Genomic DNA, 21,304 nt, shown 5'->3' with positions numbered 1-21,304 from the left:
AAATTAAAGCTGATGGTTTTTTTGCGTAACTATTTAACTATCAATTAATTATATAATAATTAAATTTGCGAATAATTTTTATAAATGGGGAATATTTACTCACATGGGTATTTGTTCTCCGATAGTCTACTTCAGTTTTTCCCGTAAAGTCTTTCGGTCTATTTGAAGAATTTCTGCAGCTTTTGTTTTGTTCCCTTTTGTGTGAAGTAGTACTTTTTGGGCATATTCTTTTTCCATTTCTTTAAGCGATAGAAATCCAGTTTTTGGAAAGTCTATTTGAAATTTAAGATGTTCTGGTAGATTGGTAACTTGGATAGTCCCATCACTCATAATTACCGCACGCTGTATTATGTTTTCCAACTCTCTTATGTTTCCTGGCCAGTTATAATTGTTTAAAATCTCAAGTGCGTCTGAAGATATTCCCAATAGCCGGTCTTTGTATTCAATACCATATTTACGTAAGAATTTTTCAACTAAGAGTGGTATATCTTTTTTTCGTTCACGTAATGGAGGTACTTCTATTTCTACAACCGTTAAGCGATAATAAAGGTCTTCTCTAAATTTTTTATTCTTTATTTCTTCCTGTAAATTGGAATTGGTCGCTGCTATTATTCTAATATCAACTTTTTCCACTTTGCGCGAACCTACCTTACTTATCTCTTTTTCTTGTAAGGCCCTTAGCATTTTTGTTTGTACGGCTAATGAAGCATTTCCAATTTCATCTAAAAATAGTGTACCTCCTTCGGCAGCCTGAAAGAATCCATTTCTATTTTCATCAGCTCCTGTAAATGCTCCTTTTAAATAACCAAAAAGCTCAGCTTCTTGTAAATTTTCGGGAATGGCACCACAATTTACAGCAATAAATGGGGCACGGGAATATTTGCCGGAATAATGAATAGCTCTCGCTACCAATTCTTTTCCAGTGCCACTTTCTCCTTTTATTAAAACCGTGGCCTTATTGTTTTTTACACGTTCTACAATGTTTACTACGTTATGAAAGCCTTCTGATTCACCAACCATATCAGCATACCCCATGCCCATGTTATTGGTGCGTTCTGACTTTGGTTTAATTATTTTTCTATCACTGTTATGTGAAAGTGCTTTTTGCACAGAAAGTCTTAATTCTTCTTTTGTAAAAGGTTTGGTTAAATAATCTGTGGCGCCGGATTTAATTACTTTTAAAGCGCCGTCTACAGAAGGATACCCGGTTACAACCAATTTATGCATGTCGGGGTAATGTTCTTCCGTATATTTTAATAATTGAAGTCCGTCTACTTCCGGCATTTGGATATCGGTTATCAATAAATCAATAGTTGTATCTTTTAAAATAGCGACGGCTTCCTTAACTGATACAGCTTTAAAAGTATGGTATTCCATAGCTTGTAAATGCCGTTGTAGCAGCTCTAGAATATTGATGTCATCATCTACTAATAGTATATTTTCTTTGTGTAATGCCATAGCTACAATTTAGGAAAATCTACAGTGAAAATGGTTCCTTTTGGAATATTCGACTTGTGAACAATAGTGCCTTTATGACTATTTATAATACCATGTACAACACTTAAACCTAAGCCAGAACCTTCTCCAATCGGCTTGGTTGTAAAAAATGGTTCAAAAACTTTGTCTTCATTTTTTTTGGGAATTCCAATACCTTGATCTGTAATATTAATTTGTATATTCTTAGGTTTTTCAATTACTTCAAGCTCTATTTTACCGTTATAGGGGGAATAGAAAACTGCATTCATAATCAAATTAAACAATACCTGAGTAAGCTGAACGGTATCGGATCTTAATTCAATATTTTCTTTATTGAATGATTTAGTGATTTTTATTCGTTTTTCTTGAAAAGAAGGTTGCAAAAGCTTTAGAACGTTTTCTACAATTGGATTCAATTGTAACATTTTCATTTCTTGCGGCATTTCACAGGCAAAGAACATTAATTTTTTTACGATCTCACGACTAAAAATTGTGTTGTCAATTATTTTTTCTAAATCGCGAATAGCCTGCTTATCTGTAATTCTATCTTTTAATAATTCTGTAAAACCAAGAATGTTAGCAAGTGGAGTATTTAGTTCGTGAGCAATACCCGCAGTAATTTCACCAAGAATATACAGTCTATCTGTGCGCTCCATTTGTCGCTTTACAGCAATTTCGCTATCACGTATCTGTTTTCTTTCAAGAAGATTACCAACGGCTAAGCTCACATTATCTAACAAAGTTTGTTCTTCTGGTAGAAAATCTAATAAGGTGTATTTATCTGAAGGATAGGCCACTTTAATATAACCGTCCACTTTGTTGAATACTTTAATACCTGATTCTAGAAAAACCATTGAATTATCGAAGTCCTTTGTTTGAACATTTTGACTGCTAGTACAAAGTATTACCTCAGTTTCATTTTCGAACTGCCATGCATTTTTTAAACAATATACAATGGCTTCTAATGATGTGCTTAATTGATCGTAGTCTGAGTTTACTATAATGGAAGTTACATCATACAAACAAGTCAATTCTTTAATACGCTCTTTAAGTTTTGCCTCAGTTGTTGTCATTACATTTAGTTCTCTATTTTATCAAATATCAATAATATTTAATAAGACAAAAACCCAATTTGTGTTAAAAGTATAAGAGATAACCAATTGTGTTTTAAAAACATATAGTTTTAGAAATGACTTTACTATAAAAGAAGCCTCTATTTAAGTTTATGAAAACTATAGTTGAGGGTGGCCGAAAAGTTATTAAGATTGTGATACTACGCCTAAAGCATATAATTGTTCTAAGTTCGGAGCATCGCTTCCCCCTGAAGGTTCTAATGTAATTCCGAATGCCTCGGTACCATTAGAATTTGGATTGTTTAACGTAAATACTTTATTCTCATCGTCTAAGAAATCTTCTAATAGTCCAACACTAGTAGGTGTCAAAGGATCAAGTTTTAAAGACCATACTTGATATACAAAACCATCCGGTGGTTCTGGTAAACCTTGTGCATCGATAAATAATTTTTGCTGGTCTTTATTCCAATAGGCTTTAGCATAAGAAGTAGGGGAGACTTCTTGTCCACCAAGGGGAACTACAGATATATTCTTATCGCGAAGCGTAGTTAATAATTCATTCGATTTTTCTAATGAAGCATTTGATTCTGAAATTTGTTGTTCTAATTTGTCGTTTTCTTGATTTACAAGTTCTAATTCAGATTTTAAATTTTCATTTTGATTATACATCCAAAAGAGTCCAACTGCAAATAAAACTGTTGCGGCCCAACCCATGTATTGTGGCCAATTAGAATCCTTTTTGGTAATATCAATAACTTTTGTTTCTTCTGAAATTGAAATTTTGGTGTTTATAGTATCAAAACTATAGGAGGTTTTTGGAGAAGCAGTTTTTGTGAGTTCAAGAATGGCATTTTCAATACTTACTATTTCAGTAAGAATTTCAGAATTTTCCATAGATAGCTTATAAACTTCTAGATTTTCAGCATCAGAAAGTTTTCCAGCTACATACAGCTCGAGAATTCCTGAATCTATGTATTGTTTTACATCCATCTTACTTAATTACTCATATTCTCACGCAATTGTGAGATGCAACTTCTATTTCTAGTTTTTACAGTCCCAACAGGAATATCAAGCTCTTCTGAGGCTTCCTTTTGGGTGTAGCCTTTAAAATATAAAAGGTCTATTATTTTTATACACTTTTCTTTTAGGTTTATAATCAGGCTTTTAAGTCGTTTTTTGTCAACTGTAAAATCATCTTTCTCATTGTCATCTGCAATATCTACGAAGTAATCTACAGGGAGGTTCTTTTTTTGTTGTTTATGGGACTTTGAGCGTAGTTCGTCGATTGCAGCGTTTCTAGCTATGTTCAACATCCAAGTAAAAAATCTGCCTTTTGATGTGTTGTATTTTTCAGCATTATTCCATGCTTTTACGAAAACATCTTGGCAAATTTCTTCTGCAATTACATCATTTCTTACGATTGTATTAATGACTCCGCAAATATTTTCGGAATACATACCATGCAATTTTTCAAAAGCCCTAGGGTCCTTTGATTGAAAACGTTCAATTAATTGTTCTAATTGCATAAATCTTTTTCTAGCGATGTCTAATGTAGCCAAACTTGTTGAAAAAGCAATTTTAAATCTACTTTATTCTTAAATCGTGAATACTAAATAATGGATGGGAAGGAAAATAAAAGGCTGCCATTAGGCAGCCCTTTTTAATCGGATATTCTTTAATGAGGAGTAACAGCAATTACTTTTTTTGCAATAATACTTCAGCTTGTACAGCTACATCACTCCATGTTTTGCTAACACCATCTTTACCTGTATGTAAAGCTTCACATGCTTTATTAATAGAAGCTACCGCATCAAGTGCATCCCACTTTTCAAGTTCCATTACACCTTTAAACGTGTAACGGTCATCTGATGTTTTTTCTACTTCTAAAGGAATATTTCCTGTTTTACCATTTAAAGTTACGTCAATAGAAGATTTCTCATCAGCCGAAACTTTAAATACTCCAGAAATTAGGGTAGTGTTTTCCATAACTCCAAAAAAGAATTCAAGAAGCTTAGGATCTCTTGTTCCTGTGGCATCATTTGTAAATAAACTACTTACCGGTATTGAAAACTCTGTACCATTAAGTGCTTCTAAAGCTGTAGCTCCTGAATTGCTGTTTGTAAAATTAATCTCAGTGAACGTTCCGCCAACTGGTAATTTCTCAGAAGTCTTATAAGCAGTAAAGCTTACTTTGGTTGAATCTTGAACTAAACTGAATTGCTCACTAGCAACAGCTTCTATAGCTTCTAAATCTTCTTTAGCTTCTTTTTTTATCTCTTTACAGTTGTATGAGGCTATTAGAACTAAGCCTAACAAAGCCATTTTAATTGTTTTCATACTTTAAATTGGTTTTAACACGTACTATTAGTGCGTTTTATTAATAATGATATACGTCAAAGTTAAGTATTATAAAAAAGCATTTCAAGGCTGAGCTAAAATGATTTTAGTAAATCCGTATTCTTACGAATGCCTCTTTTTAGATTCTCGCATAGTATTAATGATTTGTCAATTTTAGTTTGTGAATTTTTGTAGCTCAAAATTCCATAAATAAGTCCACGTTTCTTCCCAGCTGTAAAGGATTCAAAAATTTCACTCGCATTAAAATCGCTTTGTAGTACTGCCTCCATTTCTTCGGGCATTTCAACTCCGTATTTTGATTGGTCTTCAAAAAATTGTAATTGAAAAATGTCATTTTCAGAAACTCGTAATTCTTGTTGGTAGCGTTTCCCAAACATCATGTAGAAATTATTTTTTCTTTTTTGAATGGCGCCATAAAAAGTAATTTCATTTTTATGAAAACGGGCTATAACCTTTACACGCTTAAGATTTTTTTCAAGAAAGGGCTGTACCACTCCTTCTGGTAAATGTAGCGCAAAATATTTGCCGGTAATTGAAATATCAAAAACCTTACTCTTCATTAGGTTATTAATCTTGTGATTACTTGAGTTTTACTATGTAATGTTTTGTGAATAGGGCATTTATCGGCAATCTGTAATATTCTAGCTTTTTGTTTTTCATCCAGATTTCCTGTCAATTTAATTTCCCTGTTAAAAGTGTCTATTTTTGCGCTGTCAGATTCGCAGTTCTCACAATCTTCAGCGTGTGCTTTACCATAAGATGTATGTACTTCAATATTTTCCAAATCCCATCCTTTTCTTTTTACGTACATCTGCACAGTCATGGCTGTACATGCAGAAAGACCTGCTGAAACAAATTCATATGGTGATGGCCCATAATCATTGCCACCAAAAGATATAGGTTCGTCAGCCAACATATTGTGATTTCCTACTTTCATGGTAGTTGTAAAACCATCATTTTCATCAAGACTTGCAACAACTTGATGTTTAGTTTGTAACTGAATATTATCTGGAATTACCACATATCTTTTAGCCCAACCTGCAATAACTTCCCCAGCGTAAATTGAATCTTTTTTATTCATTAATAAATGGTCGGCACCATCTAACGAAACAAAGCTCTTAGGATGTCTGGCTGCCTGATAGATTTCTTCAGCATTAATTATTCCAACGGTATTGTCTTGTGGAGCGTGCATTATTAAAAGTGCTTTCCTCAAATTTTTAGCAACTTCAGGTAAAGAATTGGATTCTAAGTCATTTAAAAATTGCTTTTTTATGGTAAAATCTCTGCCGCTTAAATTAACTTTTGCAAGACCCGAAGTATTTATCTCATTTAAATCACTTTTAAATAAGTGTTTTACATGAGTAGGGTTTGAAGGAGCGCCTACTGTAGCAATCGCTTTGATGGATTTAATTCTATCTGCTGCGAAAATTACCGCTGCACCACCTAATGAATGTCCGACTAAAAGAGTAGGGGCTTGGTAGTTTGCAGATAAATAACTTGATGCTGCAATAAGGTCTTCAATATTTCCGGAAAAATTTGTGTCTTCAAAATCGCCTTCGCTATCTCCAAGACCTGTAAAATCGAAGCGCAAAACGCCAAATCCTTTAGCAGTTAAGGCTCTACTAATATTTCTAACCGCTGAAAAGTTTTTGTTGCATGTAAAACAATGTGCAAAAATTACAAAGTTATGCGGTTCTTGATTTAGAGGTAATTCTAACCTACCTTTTAATAATTGTCCTTCTGCATTTTCAAATTCAATTTTTTGAAGATTCATTGGCTTTATTTTTGTTGCTTTTACTTAAGTCGGTATTTATAAAGACTCCTATCTGTAAGCGGTCAAAATGTGCAGATTTAAAATGGTTTTTTAAATAGCCAACTTGGAGCGAAATGTTTTGAAACACTTTAAAACCTAAGGCTCCGTACAATCTATTTTGCGAGAATACTTCATCTTGAAGATTCAGAAAAATTTCATCATAAAAATTTAAAAAGACAATTTTAGACAATGGAACTGTTACTTGAAGTCTATATCTTGCTCTATGTTGGGTGTCATTACTATCTCCAAAATTTAGAAAACGTTGTTCCAACCGGTACCGATGCTCAAAAGCAACATTGGATATTTTATTTTTCAAAATTAACTGTTCGAAAATGCGATGTTCTTTAGAATTTATTTCATCAGGAAATTCTTCAAAAGTGCCATCTGTTGGAATATAGCCATATCCACCTGTTACAATAGCGGTTGAACTAATATGATAATTTAAACCCGTACGTAATAACAGTTGATTAAAATTTTTGCCCTGTTCGTAGTACCGCAATTGGGCCTCTGTATGAATACTTAATTTATTAGCAATTTTTGTAGTTCCAAAATACATATGCCAAGAGCCTAATTTTTTCTCACCATTTTCTTGAGCAAAAGTTTTAGCACTAAAGATTAATACAATAATTAAAAAAAAGTGTTTCATATAACGTTTTAAAAAGTAAATCCTTTTTAAAAATAAAAAGGATAATTATTGATTATTAGCAATCGATTTAAAGATATCAAAAACTTTAAGTTCTATAAAATTTAGTTCTGAATATTGATTTTCACATAAATTATTTGCCCGTTTATTTTAAGTATTTTTAGCACTTATGAAACAAACGGTCAGTTGGGTTTATCTTGCTTTATTAATACTAGCAGGCGAAGCAGTTTTTATCCTTCCCTTTGTGCTACCAAGAATATTTAGACCTACTGTTTTGGAGGTGTTTCAACTGGATAATGTTCAACTTGGGTTTTGTTTTTTTGTTTATGGCATTGTTGCAGTTGTATCTTATTTGTTCGGTGGACCACTAGCCGATCGTTACCCTCCACGAAAATTAATGGCAATCGCGCTATGGATGACTGCTTTTGGTGGGTTGCTTTTTGCAACATTTCCTTCTTATTTAGTGCTTAGAGTCTTATATGGCTACTGGGGTTTTACAACTATATTTCTCTTTTGGGCACCAATGATTAAGGCGACTAGAGTATGGGGTGGTGCCAACTCTCAGGGTAGAGCATTTGGGTTTTTAGATGGAGGAAGAGGCTTAACAGGTGCTTTATTTGGCTTGTTAGGAGTACTTGTTTTTTTGTTTTTTATAGTGGATAATGTTGATGTTGCTTCTTTGGAAAGTCGACAATTAGCTTTTAAAAAGGTAATTTATTCTTCTGCTATAATAATTAGTATTATTGGTTGTCTTACATGGTTTTTTATGAAGTCGGGGGTTGAAGAAAAAGAAATCCAGATTGAAAAAATTACAGTTGAACAAATAGCTATTGTCTTTAAATTGCCAGCAGTTAAATTATTAATGGTTATTATTTTGTGTGCCTATGTTGGTTATAAAATCACCGATATTTTGTCGCAATACGCTAATGAGGTTATGCACTACGATCAAGTGAAATCTGGTCAAGTAGGAACTTTTCTTCAATTTCTTCGACCAGCAGTTGGTGTTGTAGTAGGGTTAGTAATTGATCGTTTTAAAATTTCCCTTAGTTTGGTCTGTAGTTTTGCAATTGCTGTAATAGGTGGTTTACTCTTTGCTATTGGCCTTATTGAGCCAACTAATACTGCTTTATTTTTACTTTCCGTTGTAGTTATCGCTACTGGTGTGTACGCAGCACGAGCTTTATATTTTGCAGTAATGGAAGAAGGTCGTATACCTTTAATTTACACAGGAACAGCGGTAGGTTTAATTTCAGTAGTTGGATTCACACCAGATATTTTTGCAGGTTTAGTTTATGGTTATCTGCTGGATACGTACCCTGGTGAATTAGGTTTTCAATATGTTTTTTTAATGCTGGTGGGCTTTTCAGTAATAGGTGGACTTGCTGCCTTACAATATTTTAGAATTTATAATAAAAGATAATGGTTGTAATTTAGGCACCGGTTTTCAAATGATTAAACTAATTACCAAGTATTTCTATATTTTATATTATTTGAACAAAGTTTAATAATTTCAGTTATACGCTTTTCTTTGGTAGCTTCACGTTTCGCTTGATTTAACCAATACAAATAGCTTTTACGTTGACTTCGAGTAAAGTTATTGAAATTAGAAAAAGCAGTAGGGTTTTCGTCGAAAGCAATTTGTAATTCACTAGGAATTACTCCTTTTTCAACATCGTCTAAAGCTTTCCAAGAACCATTTTCTTTTGCAATTTTTATTGAATTTAAGCCACTTTTGTGCATTAACTTTTCAGCAGTGAGTTCTTTAATATGATCCTTATTGACTTTGCTCCAAACGCTTTTGGATTTTCTTTGACAAAAGTATTGTCGACGTTTTCCATTACCAAGGCTTTTTACAGTACTATCAATCCACCCATAACATAGGGCAACACGTACTGCCTCTTCCCATCGCATGCTTTCCATTTCGTGTTCAACTTTGTAAAAAATCAAAAAAACACCCTCAGATTGCGTGTGATTTTCATGAAGCCACATTCTAAATTCCAATTGATTTTTAAAATAATATTCTTGAGATCCTTTCATTTATATTAAAATTGTCCATAAAAATACTACATATAACAGTACTGATTTGGTGAAAAGGGTGCAGATGTATTACATTTAGAGATTCAACTAAAACAACTTAATTTAAAAACATGCGAAAAATATTTTTAGCTATCACATTAGTTTTAGGTCTCCTAATTACTTCTTGTGGTAATAAACGCGAGGGAAAACCTAAAGTTTTGGTTTTTTCTAAAACAATGGGATTTAAACATGCCTCTATTCCAACGGGAATCGCTGCTATTCAAAAATTGGGAGCCGAAAATGGATTTGAAGTGGATACTACCAAAAATTCAGATCACTTTAACGAAGATAACCTTAAACAATATTCGGCGATAATCTTTTTGAGTACTACTATGAACGTACTTGACCATAAGCAAGAGGCTGCCTTTGAACGTTACATTCAATCTGGCGGAGGGTACATTGGAGTACATGCAGCTACGGATACGGAGTACGATTGGGGTTGGTATACCAAATTGGTAGGAGCGCAATTTCTGAGTCATCCAGCCGGTACACCAGAAGCTGATTTTATTATAAAGGACAAAAATTTTATTGCAACAAAACATTTTGCAGAAGATGTTTGGCATCGTGCAGATGAAATTTACAATTATAAAAACATAAACCCAGATGTAAATATTTTAATGACAGTAGATGAATCAACTTATGAAGGAGGGAAGAATGGCGAAAACCATCCATTTGCATGGTATCATGAATATGATGGAGGACGTGCTTTTTATACCGGAGCTGGTCATACAGATGAAACCTATGGAGAAGAAGCCTTTTTAAAGCATTTGTTGGGTGGAATTCAATATGCAATTGGTGAAAACGCAAAATTAGATTATAGTAAAGCTACAACTCAAATACCACCAGATGTTGATCGTTTTTCAAAAATAACTTTAGCCGAAGGCGAGTTTTTTGAACCAACAGAAATGACAATTTTAGCAAATAATGATGTGCTAATCGGTCAAAGACGTGGAGAAATTTTACGATACAATGCCGAAACACAAGAAATTACTGAAATAGCTAAGCTTTCTGTTTATGATAAAACCTTGCATACGCCCGGTGTAAATGCTGAGGAAGGTTTAATGGGCTTGCAAAAGGATCCTAATTTTGAATCGAATCATTGGATTTATATTTATTATGCACCATCTGGTGACTTATCAGTAAATAGATTATCAAGGTTTCTATATGTTGATGGTAAGTTTGATTTAGCTTCCGAACAGAAAATACTGGATGTTTATTCTGATAGAGAAATTTGCTGCCATACGGGAGGTTCAATTGCTTTTGGTGGTGATGGCTTGTTGTATTTATCTACAGGTGATAACGCAACTCCTTTTAACGAAAAAGGGGAGAAATATGTTAATAATGGATATGCACCATTAAATGATAATCCAGGTCATGAACAATACGATGCACGTCGTTCTTCTGGGAATACAAACGATTTAAGAGGAAAAATTCTTCGTATTAAAATGAACGAGGATGGAAGCTATGATATTCCAACTGATAATTTATTTCCGGTTGGTACCGAAAAAACAAGACCAGAAATTTACACCATGGGGCATAGAAACCCATATCGTATTTCGGTAGACCCAAAGAACAATTACTTATTTTGGGGAGAAGTAGGTCCTGATGCTCGAGGTGATTCGTTGGATACAAGGGGGCCTAGAGGTTAGGATGAAATGAATCTTGCTTTAAAAGCAGGTAATTTTGGTTGGCCACTTTTTATTGGAAATAATTTCCCTTATCGTTCATATAATTATGAAACAGGGGAGTTTGGAGAAGCTTTTGATCCGTTAAAACCTATTAATGATTCTAAAAACAATACTGGTTTGCGTGAATTACCGCCAACTACTCCGTCGTATGTTTATTATCCATACGCTGAAACATCGTTGTTTCCACAAGTAGGAACTGGTGGTAGAAATGCTATGGCTGGTCCTACCTTTTATTCAGATCTTTATCCAAATGGCGGTGAATTGCCATCCTATTATGATGGTAAAACAATAATTTACGAATGGATGCGCGGATGGATGATGGCCGTTACTTTATTCGAAGATGGAAGCTTTAATAAAATGGAACCTTTTGCTTCTGATATTAAAGTGAATAATCTAATCGATGTTGAAATGTCGCCTAGTGGTCGTATGTACTTATTGGAGTATGGTAGTGGCTGGTTTTCTGCAAACGAAAATGCGGCACTAAGTTATATAGAATATAATGGAGGTAATAGACCACCGGTAATCGAAAAGTTGATTGTGGATCATACTTCGGGAAAATTACCTTTAACTATTAACGCTAATGTTGAAGCAATGGATCGCGAAGGGGATGCTTTAAGTTATGTGTGGAATTTAGGAAATGGTGAAACACAGGAAACTTCGGAACCGAAAATTTCTCATACGTATGCTGAAGCTGGAGATTATAAAGTTTCTGTAGAAGTAAAAGATAATCAGGGTGAGTCTGCAAAGAGCTCTATCACTACAATTGTAGCCGGTAATTCTAGGCCTGTTTTAAACATCGATATAAAAGGTGGAAATTCAACTTTTTATGTGCCAGGACAAATTGTTCATTATGAGGTGTCCGTAACAGATGTTGAAGGAGAGGAAATTAACGAAGATAATATTTTTGTTTCTGTTGATTATTTAGAAGGAATGGATGAAGCAGCGATGTCTTTAGGGCATCAACAAGTTTCGGCTACAGTTACAGGAAAAGCACTTACACAAGCGATGGATTGTAAAACATGCCATAAAGAGGCGGAAGCTTCAATAGGACCTAATTACAAGGCGGTTGCTGATAAATACAAAGACGACAAAAATGCAATGGCCTATTTGCAAAAGAAAATGGCTGAAGGTGGAACTGGTGTTTGGGGAGAAGTAACGATGCCTGCGCATCCAAATATTACTTCTGATGAAACGCGCCAAATTGCAACTTATATTTTGTCCTTAAGTGGTGATAATGCAATGAAGCCTTCTTTGCCTGCTAAAGGAGCAATTAAAGCTGAAGATAATGAATCGGGTGAATTAATGGTATTAACTGCCAGTTACACAGATAATGGGGCAGAAGGTGCAATACCACTTACTGGTTCCAAATCGGTGGTGTTAAAAAGAGAGAAAAAGTAGATTATTTATAAATATAAAGAGGTATTAAAAGCATTCGTCATTCGGCGGATGCTTTTTTTATGCCACAATATTCTCGATTTGAATATACTTGGATTCATTTAAATCGTTCATTGCGTTAATAAGTTGAAATCCGATATACCGAGATAAGTCTCCTGTACTAATATCAATTTCCATAATTCGTTTTTCTGATAAAAGCCGTGCACGACAAGTGCCTTTTAAAAGTGGTGAATTGGGAGTAAACCATTTTTTACCATCTGTAAATACTATGTTTGCATACGATGCGTCTGTAACCATTCCGTTTTTAATAATTAGAATGTCATCGCAATTCCCTTTTTCAGCTAGGAGTGCTTTTAAAATAGTTCTATTAGCATATTTTAAACTATAATCTATACTATTGGTGAAAACAAGTTTAAGTGTTTTTATGTGATTAGGTGTGTATTTTTCGATCTCAATTCTTTTACTTTTTTCATTATATGAAATTCGTAATTTAGAAATTCCAGCTGTATATTCTTTAGGAATATTTAAATTGGAAACTAATTTAGATTTGGAGGTTTTGGCATACATTTTCTCATATGAAGTTTCATATCGCTTTTGATGCCATTCTAGATTTTGAATTTCCCCATCTAAAATGCAAATAGTCTCAATTAGTGGGTACATATATTTTTTTTAAAAGTTCCTGATATTCTTCTTCAGCATTGCTCAACGATGTAATGCCTCCACCGCTGCGATACCAGAGTTTATCCTTGTCCTTTTCAATAAAGCGAATACTAACAGCGCTATCAATGTTTTGTCCATCAAAAATTCCAAAGACTCCTGTATAATAACCACGTTCTTTAACTTCAACTGCTGTAATAATCTCTAGGGTCTTCTTTTTAGGAGCACCACTTATAGAACCAGCAGGCAATAATTTTAAAAGTAATTCACTAAAATTCTTTTCCCAATCTTTAGGAAGCTTTCCTCTAATTTCTGAGCTTGTTTGTAGTATTTCGTTTTGACCAGATTTTATTTTTTCTAAATATCGAAATTTAGTAACAGTAACTTCTGAAGCCACCATAGAGAGGTCGTTTCGTATTAAATCTACAATAGTATTATGCTCTCTAATTTCCTTTTTGCTATGTAGCAATGTGTTTTTAGCATTGGGCATGTTGGCATCAATTGTGCCTTTCATAGGATAAGAATAAATATATCCATCTTTTATTTTTACAAAACACTCTGGTGAATAAACAACAAAATTATCTTTTGCATATAATTTATAGGGCGCTTGAGCTGCATGAAAAATTTTATCTAAAGTAGCATCGGTTTCAACGATAGATGGGAAAGTTAGATTTAATAAAAATGAATTTCCTTTATTAATGTTGGCTTGTACTTCATTGAAAGCTTTAGAATAGGTGTCAAACGATAAAGGATTGATCTTTAATTGGATCACATCCGAAACTTGTCGTTCTTTTAAGCTGTTAGTATTCCCTTTTATGTCATATAAAAAGCCTCTTTCTTCAAGCTCTTCTAAAGTGAAAGCAAAAGGATTTTGCATTTTAAAATCAATAATAAATATAAAAGGTGTATTCGACGACATAAAGTCGTTTACCTTTTTTTTAAAATCATTTAGATTAGTTTGAAGAGTATTAATATTGCAAATGTTTAATTTACCAATTTCGATTCAATGTAGAAATTTGGGTCGATTAGCATTTTAGATAAATCGCCCTTTATTTCTTGAGAGCTCCATTCAGTAGTTGGATTAATCCATTCAAATTCACCATTAATACTAAACCTTACCGGCATTTTAAACCCATCTACAACATTTGTGTATTTGTAATTTAAGGTATTACCATCAATTTTATATTCAAGTAGTGGTACTTTATTTGTTCTTAAATATTGGTCGAAGAACTTTGATAAATCCATACCCGATTTTTCACTCACATAATTTTCAATTTGCTCCGTAGTTACTGTTTGATGATAAAAATCTTTATTCATATCACGTAATAATTGACGCCATTTTTCATCGTCGTTTACCAACTGACGAATATTATGAATCATATTCGCACCTTTAGGATACATATCGCCACTACCTCTTGAATTTACATCGTATTTTCCAACAATAGGTTTGTCATTTTTTATATTTTTTCTTATTCCAATTACATATTCCTCAGCAGCTTTTTTTCCAAAATGATAATCAACATATATATTTTCTGAATACGTAGTAAAACTTTCATGAATCCACATATCTGCAATATCCTTATAGGTTATATTGTTTGCAAACCATTCATGACCCGCCTCGTGTATAAGAATATAATCGAATTCTAATCCCCAACCAGAACCAGATAAATCTCGCCCTAAATAACCATTATTATATTTATTACCATAAGTGACAGAACTTTGATGCTCCATGCCTAAATATGGAACCTCTACCAATTTAAAGCTATCTTCATAAAAAGGGTAGGGGCCAAACCAATGTTCAAAAGCCTGCATCATCATTGGGGACTGTTTAAACTGTTTTTTAGCTTTTTGTAAGTTGTCGCGAAGCACATAATAGTCCATATCTAATATGCCTTTTTCACCCTTAAATTTTTCGCCAAAATGAACATAATCTCCAATATTAACATTTACACCGTAATTATTAATCGGACTGTCTACAAACCAATGGTAAGTTTTTGTACTTCCATTATCATCAACACCCCTTAAACGGCCATTAGAAACATCCATTAAGTCTTTGGGAACAGTAACACTCATTAGCATACTATCTACTTCGTCGTACATATGATCTTTATTTGGCCACCATACACTTGCTCCTAAACCTTGGCATGAAGTAGCGACAAAATGCTTTCCATTCTCATCTTTTTTCCAAGAAAAACCACCATCCCATGGTGCTCGTACAGCTTCTTTGGGCTTGCCAGAATAGTGAACTATTACCTCATTAAATTCGCCTTTTACCTGTTTCTTTTTTAAATGAACGAAATGTGCATTTCCTTTTGAAGTTATCTTTAGCACTTTACCATCTTGGGTAACTTTCTCAATTTTTAATGGTGGTTGTAAATCTACTTGTAATAGCTTTTTTTTATTTTCTAAAACTTTGTAACGAATGGTGTTTGATCCAGCTATGAATTTTTCATCGGGGTTTACCTCTAAATCTAAATGATAGTAATTTAAATCCCACCAAGCACGTTCTGGTGTAATACTCCCACGTAAAGTGTCTTGCATCGTAAATTCTTGCGCAAAAATATTGCTACAAATAAAAACAAAAACTGCTATGAATAAAATGGTTTTTTTCATCTGTTTAAATAGTGATTTTCTAATCAAAAAATTTTAGTCTTATAATTAGACTATTGTATTTTTTAAGCTGTTTATTGATTATTTTAATATTAATTTCTTAAATTTTTATTTACAATAACAATGCCAGTATTTAACTCTCTAAACTGGGTATTACTACTACTTCATTGGTATCTGCGGTGTAATCAATCTCATCGAAATTAAATCCAAAAAGATTGAAAAATTCAGTTTTATAACCTTCTAAATCTCCGATAGAAGGAAGTGTTTCTGTAGTCGCTTGCTCCCATAATTTAGTTACTTGCTCTTGAATGTCTTCTCGCATTTCCCAATCATCAACACGAATTCTTCCTTCATCATCTGTAGGTGTCTCTTCAACAAATAGGCGCTCGGCATATAAACGTTGAATTTGCTCAATGCATCCCTCTTGAACGCAATTGGCTTTCATCACCTTATACAATAACGAAATATAAAGGGGAATAACTGGAATCGCAGAACTAGATTGAGTTACAAGTGCTTTGTTTACAGATACATATGCCTTTCCGTTAAGTTCTTTTAAAGAGTCAGTAATTGTAAATGCTGTTTGCTCTAAATGATCTTTAGCTTTCCCAATAGTTCCTTTTCTATAAACGGGTTCGGTAAGTTTTGGACCAATATACGAATAGGCAATCGTTTTAAAATTTGGGGAAAGTAAATTTTCTTTTTTCAATGCATTTATCCACATTTCCCAATCTTGGCCACCCATTACTGCAACCGTGTTGGTGATATCTTCTTCGGTACAAGGTTCTATACTAATCTCTTTTACCTCACCTGTATGAAAATCTACCGTTTTATTAGTGTATTTTTCACCAATTGGTTTTAATGTAGACTTATAACGAACACCAGTATCAGGATGTGTTCTTACCGGCGAGGCTAGACTATATACTAGCATATCAATTTGACCTAAATCAGCTTTTATTAGGGCTAATGTTTCATCTTTTATTGCATGCGAAAAGGCATCTCCATTAATACTTTTAGCATAGAGCCCTTCTTTATGTGCTGCTTTCTCAAACGCTGCGGTATTGTACCAGCCAGAAGATGCGGTTCTACCCTCAGAAGGCGGTTTTTCGAAAAATACCCCTATTGTTGATGCTTCAGAACCAAAAGCACTTGTTATTCTAGATGCTAAACCAAAGCCTGTTGATGCTCCAATTACAAGTACTTTTTTAGCACCTTCAATTTTACCTTTTGATTTTATATAATCTATTTGATTTGATACGCTTTGTGCACAGCCATCTGGATGTGAGGTAATACAGATAAATCCACGAGTTTTAGGTGCTATGATCATTATGGTGTTGTACTTTTTAAATTATTTGCCAAAGCTAAAAGTTTAATTGGATTGTATCACGATTTTATAAAAGCTTTTAGTAATGTTCGTACCTTTTTTGTATCCTCTACAAAATACTTTGCTGATGTTTTTTGTCGCCCTACTTTAACAGTTACTGTACTATCTGGTAATTCTTGGAACATAAATTCATCGGTCCAATCATCTCCTATGGCAAATACAAAGTTATAATCGGCTTCGCCTAACATACGCATAGAAGCTCGACCTTTATTAACATTGCTACTTTTTACTTCCATAACCTTATTACCATTTAATACGCTTAAATCATCCGTTCCTATTAAACTTGTTAGCACAGTTGAAAGCTCTGTAGCTCGTAAATTGCCAAAATCGGGGTCCGTTTTTCGGTAATGCCAAGCTAATGAATAATTCTTTTCTTCAATGAAACTTCCTGGAGTACGATCTACAAATGATTCTAATACAGGTCTTATTTTTTCCATCCAATCATTCTTAACGTTTTCTAAGAGCTTAAAAGGTTCACCTTTTCTAGAAATCCATACGCCATGTTCAACAATCATATTATATCCCTTTGGCAAAAACCATTTGGTAAAAGTATCCTTATCACGACCGCTTATTAGAAAAAGTTCTGTTCCTTCTTGATTGTGGAGCGTGTCTAATAATTCATATAATTCTTCATCAGGTCCGGCTTTTTGCGGATCATTATGGAAGCCAGCCAACGTACCATCATAATCTAAGAATAGCAAGCGTTTTTTTGCTTTAGAATATTCCTGAACAATCGTCGCCAACCTATCTTCGGTAATTCTAGCAGAAACATTTGCAGCTTCTCTATCACGCTGTTCTTTCAATGAAGTCATGAAATCATTCGCCCATTTCTCCACATTATATCGTTCTAATCGTTTTTGAAGTTGTTCATTTTTAGCTTGTTGCTCTTCAATAGGCATGTTTATCGCCTCATTAATAGCATCTGCAATTTGTTCAAAATTGTTAGGATTAATTAATAACGATTCGTTCATTTCATTGGCAGACCCAGCCATTTCACTTAAAATAAGTACACCAGTTTTATCTGTTCTGGTGGCTATATATTCTTTGGCAACTAAGTTCATTCCATCCCGTAGTGGCGTTAGCCATGCAATATCACTCGAGGTATACAAATCAATTAAATTGTCAAACGGCATGGAGCGGTAGAAATACCAAATTGGTGTCCAGCTAACCGTTGAGAACTCACCATTAATTCGTCCAACTAATTCATCAATTTCTCTTTTTAATAATTGATATTGTGGTACGTTGGAACGTGATGGTACGGCTAATATTATTAAGCGTACCTTTTCTTTATATTGCGGATATTTATTTAAAAAATACTCGAAAGCGTTTAAACGTTTTGCAATACCCTTTGAATAATCTAAACGATCTATCGATAGTAAAAATTTGTTGTCAGGGTCGGATACTTTGTGTGAGTTAAGTCTTTTTTGTAATTCAGATACTTCATCGGGTGTTCTTTTTTCATGTTCTTCTGCAGCGCCTCTAAATTTTTTATAGTCTATTCCCATTGGAAAGGAATCTACTTTAATGACGCGGTTGTCTAAATATATATCATTAAAACTAACATCAAGACCAAGTAATCTTCTTACCGAACTTAAAAAGTGTCTTTCATAGTCATAGATATGAAAACCTATTAAATCTGATCCTAATAACCCCCTTAAAACTTCTTCACGCCAAGGCATTGTTCTAAAAATTTCGAAAGAAGGAAACGGAATATGTAAAAAGAAGCCGATTGAAATGTTCGGCCGTTTTTCACGAACCATTTGCGGTACAAGCATTAATTGATAGTCGTGGACCCATATTGTATCTTCATCACCTGCTTTTTCTAAAATAGCATCTGCGAATTTTTGATTTACAGCCTTATACGTGTTCCAACTGTCTAATTCAAATTCTGAATATTCTAAGAAATAGTGAAATAGTGGCCAAATGGTTCTATTGCTAAAGCCATAGTAAAAGCCATCAACTTCATCGGCTGTTAATCTCACTTTAGAAGAACCGTGTTTAGCTAAAGCTTCGTCAATTTTACCTGAAAGTTCATCTGGTATCTCTTCATCCGTTAATCCACTCCAGCCAATCCATAGACTATCACCACTAGAATGAACAGATTTCATTCCTGTCGCCAAACCGCCAACACTTGGCACTGCAGTAATGCCACCATTGCTAATTTGTAATTGAACTGGTAATCTATTTGAGATTATGATAGTTTTACTCATATTTTGTAAGTTTTTGACTGCTATTAAATTCTTTGTCTTTAAATTTCGACAAATTGAAGCGCAAAACCAATTGTTAAACAGATTGAATAGATATTTTTATTGAATGGATAATTTAGACTACGGAATAATAGGAAATTGTAGAAGTGCAGCATTAGTTTCAAAAACGGGTAGTATCGATTGGTGCTGTTTGCCTGAATTTGACTCCTCATCTGTTATGGCAAAATTGCTAGATGAAGAAATTGGAGGAAGTTTTGAAATATTGGTTGACGATAATTATACAATTACCCAACGTTATAAAAAACATACAGCGGTTTTAATTACTCGATTTTCTGATGGAGAGAATATTTTTGAAATTCGAGATTTTATGCCGCGATACCATAAAGAAGATGGTAGTTATCATTCTCCTCCAGAATTAGTAAGATATGTACGTCACGTATCTGGTAGGCCTAAATTTAGTGTTAAGTATAATCCTAAATTGGAGTATGCTGCTGGCGTTACTGAAACTTTTGTAAAACATAACTTTGTTGCCAGTCTAACACATGGCGATAAATTTGATACGGTTTTCCTCTATACCTCTTTCAATAAAAATGCAGTTGTTGAAGGTAGAGAGATTGAAATTAAAAAGGATGGGTATTTCTTAATGGGGTATAATGAGAAAATTCTTATGCCCAATACAAAAAGTATTTACCTAGAATTAGAACGTACAAAAGTGTATTGGTTAAATTGGAGTAGTACAACGCCTACTTATAGAAAATACAATGCTGAAATAAGTAGAAGTGCTATTACCCTAAAATTATTAAGTTACGATAAAACAGGTGCTGTATTAGCGGCTGCTACAACATCACTGCCAGAAACAATTGGTGAAGTAAGAAATTGGGATTATCGTTTTTGTTGGATTCGTGATGCATCAATGGTCGTGCGTGTGATTTCTGAATTGGGTCATAAAAATGTGGCCCGTAGGTATTTACAATTTATAATAGACTTAATCCCAGATAAGGATGAGAAGCTGCAAATTATGTATGGGATTAATAAGGAGAAAAAGTTAACAGAAGAAACTTTGGAACACCTTGCGGGTTATAAAGGGTCGAAGCCAGTTAGAGTTGGAAATGCTGCCTACGCACAAAAGCAAAATGACATCTATGGCATTTTAATGGATGTAATTTACACGCAATTAGTGAAGTTTAGCATAGATATTGAAAATGGTGAAGAACTTTGGAGTATAACGAAGGGAATCGTTTGGATTGTTTCTAAGCACTGGGAAGAACCTGATAAGGGTATCTGGGAATTTAGAGCTGAGGATCGACATTTTACTTTTTCGAAAGTTTTATGTTGGGTTGCTATTGATCGAGCAATAAAAGTGGCAAAAATATTTAAGAAGACTAGAAAAGTTGAAAAATGGTTGCAATTAGAGGAGGAAATTAGGGAAGATATTCATGCGAATGCTTGGAACCCTAAGGTTAAATCTTTTGTACAATCGTATGGCTCTGATTATTTAGATGCTTCTGTTTTATTAATGGAATCGTATGGTTTTATTCCTGCTAAAGATCCAAAATTTGTAAGTACGGTAAAGGCGATTGAAAAGGACTTGAATAATGATGGGCTTCTGTATCGTTACAAAAATGAAGACGATTTTGGACTTCCATCATCTTCATTTACAATTTGTACATTTTGGTTTATCAATAGTTTGTATAAAATAGGGGAAGAAGAAAAAGCAATGAAGTATTTTGATCAGTTACTTAGGTATAGTAACCATTTAGGATTATTTAGTGAAGATGTAGATTTTAAATCTAAAAGGCTTTTAGGGAACTTTCCACAAGCATATTCCCATTTAGCACTTATTGAATGTGCCATTCTCTTTTCTAATAAAGACTCTGATGAATCAATTTTAGAATCGATGCGAGAGTAATTGTAATCACAATCATAT

Annotated in this window: 18 protein-coding genes; 4 read left to right on the top strand and 14 right to left on the bottom strand. The window is 33.8% G+C overall.

The features are described from left to right. Positions 1 to 126: 126 nt before the first annotated feature. The 8 genes from ABJF52_RS11615 to ABJF52_RS11580 form a co-directional block, all read right to left on the bottom strand. Complete coding sequence (locus ABJF52_RS11615) at positions 127 to 1,458, bottom strand: sigma-54 dependent transcriptional regulator (protein WP_348150205.1); 1,332 nt, start codon at positions 1,456 to 1,458, stop codon at positions 127 to 129. A gap of 2 nt (positions 1,459 to 1,460) precedes the next feature. After that, positions 1,461 to 2,549: a HAMP domain-containing sensor histidine kinase gene (locus ABJF52_RS11610; protein ID WP_348150204.1), complete on the bottom strand. Its 1,089-nt coding sequence runs from the start codon at positions 2,547 to 2,549 to the stop codon at positions 1,461 to 1,463. 186 nt (positions 2,550 to 2,735) lie between these two features. After that, positions 2,736 to 3,539, bottom strand: a complete 804-nt coding sequence (locus ABJF52_RS11605; protein WP_348150202.1) for an anti-sigma factor — start codon at positions 3,537 to 3,539, stop codon at positions 2,736 to 2,738. Between the two features lie 5 nt (positions 3,540 to 3,544). After that, entirely contained in the window at positions 3,545 to 4,075 is a 531-nt protein-coding gene (locus ABJF52_RS11600) for a sigma-70 family RNA polymerase sigma factor (protein WP_348150201.1), read from the bottom strand. Between the two features lie 169 nt (positions 4,076 to 4,244). Then, complete coding sequence (locus ABJF52_RS11595; RefSeq protein ID WP_348150199.1) at positions 4,245 to 4,886, bottom strand: hypothetical protein; 642 nt, start codon at positions 4,884 to 4,886, stop codon at positions 4,245 to 4,247. A 95-nt stretch (positions 4,887 to 4,981) separates the two neighbouring features. After that, positions 4,982 to 5,467 carry a YdeI/OmpD-associated family protein gene (locus ABJF52_RS11590; protein ID WP_348150198.1) on the bottom strand — a complete coding sequence of 162 codons (486 nt, stop codon included), beginning with the start codon at positions 5,465 to 5,467 and terminating at the stop codon, positions 4,982 to 4,984. Beyond that, the gene (locus ABJF52_RS11585) at positions 5,467 to 6,681 is read right to left on the bottom strand and encodes a bifunctional alpha/beta hydrolase/OsmC family protein (RefSeq protein WP_348150196.1); all 1,215 of its coding nucleotides are present in this window, start codon (positions 6,679 to 6,681) and stop codon (positions 5,467 to 5,469) included. Before ABJF52_RS11585 ends, ABJF52_RS11590 begins: the two co-directional genes overlap by 1 nt. Continuing rightward, positions 6,662 to 7,366, bottom strand: coding sequence for a DUF2490 domain-containing protein (locus ABJF52_RS11580; RefSeq protein ID WP_348150194.1), 705 nt, complete (start codon positions 7,364 to 7,366; stop codon positions 6,662 to 6,664). The genes ABJF52_RS11585 and ABJF52_RS11580 overlap by 20 nt, the downstream gene beginning before the upstream one ends. Before the next feature lie 166 nt (positions 7,367 to 7,532). Between ABJF52_RS11580 and ABJF52_RS11575 the strand changes: the two genes are divergently transcribed. Further along, positions 7,533 to 8,783, top strand: coding sequence for an MFS transporter (locus tag ABJF52_RS11575; RefSeq protein ID WP_348150192.1), 1,251 nt, complete (start codon positions 7,533 to 7,535; stop codon positions 8,781 to 8,783). A gap of 41 nt (positions 8,784 to 8,824) precedes the next feature. On the opposite strand, the gene ABJF52_RS11570 is transcribed toward ABJF52_RS11575, so the two are convergent. Further along, the gene (locus ABJF52_RS11570; RefSeq protein WP_348150190.1) at positions 8,825 to 9,400 is read right to left on the bottom strand and encodes a YdeI/OmpD-associated family protein; all 576 of its coding nucleotides are present in this window, start codon (positions 9,398 to 9,400) and stop codon (positions 8,825 to 8,827) included. 110 nt (positions 9,401 to 9,510) lie between these two features. Between ABJF52_RS11570 and ABJF52_RS11565 the strand changes: the two genes are divergently transcribed. After that, entirely contained in the window at positions 9,511 to 11,088 is a 1,578-nt protein-coding gene (locus ABJF52_RS11565) for a ThuA domain-containing protein (protein ID WP_348150188.1), read from the top strand. A gap of 6 nt (positions 11,089 to 11,094) precedes the next feature. Beyond that, positions 11,095 to 12,525: a PKD domain-containing protein gene (locus tag ABJF52_RS11560; RefSeq protein WP_348150186.1), complete on the top strand. Its 1,431-nt coding sequence runs from the start codon at positions 11,095 to 11,097 to the stop codon at positions 12,523 to 12,525. 57 nt (positions 12,526 to 12,582) lie between these two features. Here ABJF52_RS11560 and ABJF52_RS11555 read toward each other — a convergent pair whose 3' ends face one another. From ABJF52_RS11555 to ABJF52_RS11535, 5 genes are all read right to left on the bottom strand, one after another. After that, positions 12,583 to 13,182 carry an aminotransferase class IV gene (locus ABJF52_RS11555; RefSeq protein WP_348150184.1) on the bottom strand — a complete coding sequence of 200 codons (600 nt, stop codon included), beginning with the start codon at positions 13,180 to 13,182 and terminating at the stop codon, positions 12,583 to 12,585. Next, a complete protein-coding gene (locus tag ABJF52_RS11550; protein WP_348150183.1) occupies positions 13,166 to 14,098 on the bottom strand; it encodes an aminodeoxychorismate synthase component I in 933 nt (310 codons plus the stop codon). Before ABJF52_RS11550 ends, ABJF52_RS11555 begins: the two co-directional genes overlap by 17 nt. Positions 14,099 to 14,163: 65 nt before the next feature. Beyond that, positions 14,164 to 15,792 (bottom strand): M1 family metallopeptidase, encoded by a 1,629-nt coding sequence (locus tag ABJF52_RS11545; RefSeq protein ID WP_348150181.1) that lies wholly within the window; start codon positions 15,790 to 15,792, stop codon positions 14,164 to 14,166. 130 nt (positions 15,793 to 15,922) lie between these two features. Continuing rightward, a complete protein-coding gene (gene fabV, locus ABJF52_RS11540) occupies positions 15,923 to 17,113 on the bottom strand; it encodes an enoyl-ACP reductase FabV (RefSeq protein WP_348150180.1) in 1,191 nt (396 codons plus the stop codon). Positions 17,114 to 17,169: 56 nt separating this feature from the next. Beyond that, positions 17,170 to 19,380 (bottom strand): bifunctional alpha,alpha-trehalose-phosphate synthase (UDP-forming)/trehalose-phosphatase, encoded by a 2,211-nt coding sequence (locus tag ABJF52_RS11535; RefSeq protein ID WP_348150178.1) that lies wholly within the window; start codon positions 19,378 to 19,380, stop codon positions 17,170 to 17,172. Between the two features lie 103 nt (positions 19,381 to 19,483). On the opposite strand from ABJF52_RS11535, the gene ABJF52_RS11530 reads away from it, so the two are divergent. Then, positions 19,484 to 21,286, top strand: a complete 1,803-nt coding sequence (locus ABJF52_RS11530) for a glycoside hydrolase family 15 protein (protein ID WP_348150176.1) — start codon at positions 19,484 to 19,486, stop codon at positions 21,284 to 21,286. The last annotated feature ends 18 nt before the right edge of the window (positions 21,287 to 21,304 follow it).

The sequence above is a fragment of the Aurantibacter sp. genome (assembly GCF_039941195.1).
GTDB lineage: Bacteria > Bacteroidota > Bacteroidia > Flavobacteriales > Flavobacteriaceae > Aurantibacter_A.
The sequence above is the reverse complement of the archived record's forward strand: the minus strand, read 5'-3'. Positions and strand labels throughout refer to the sequence as shown.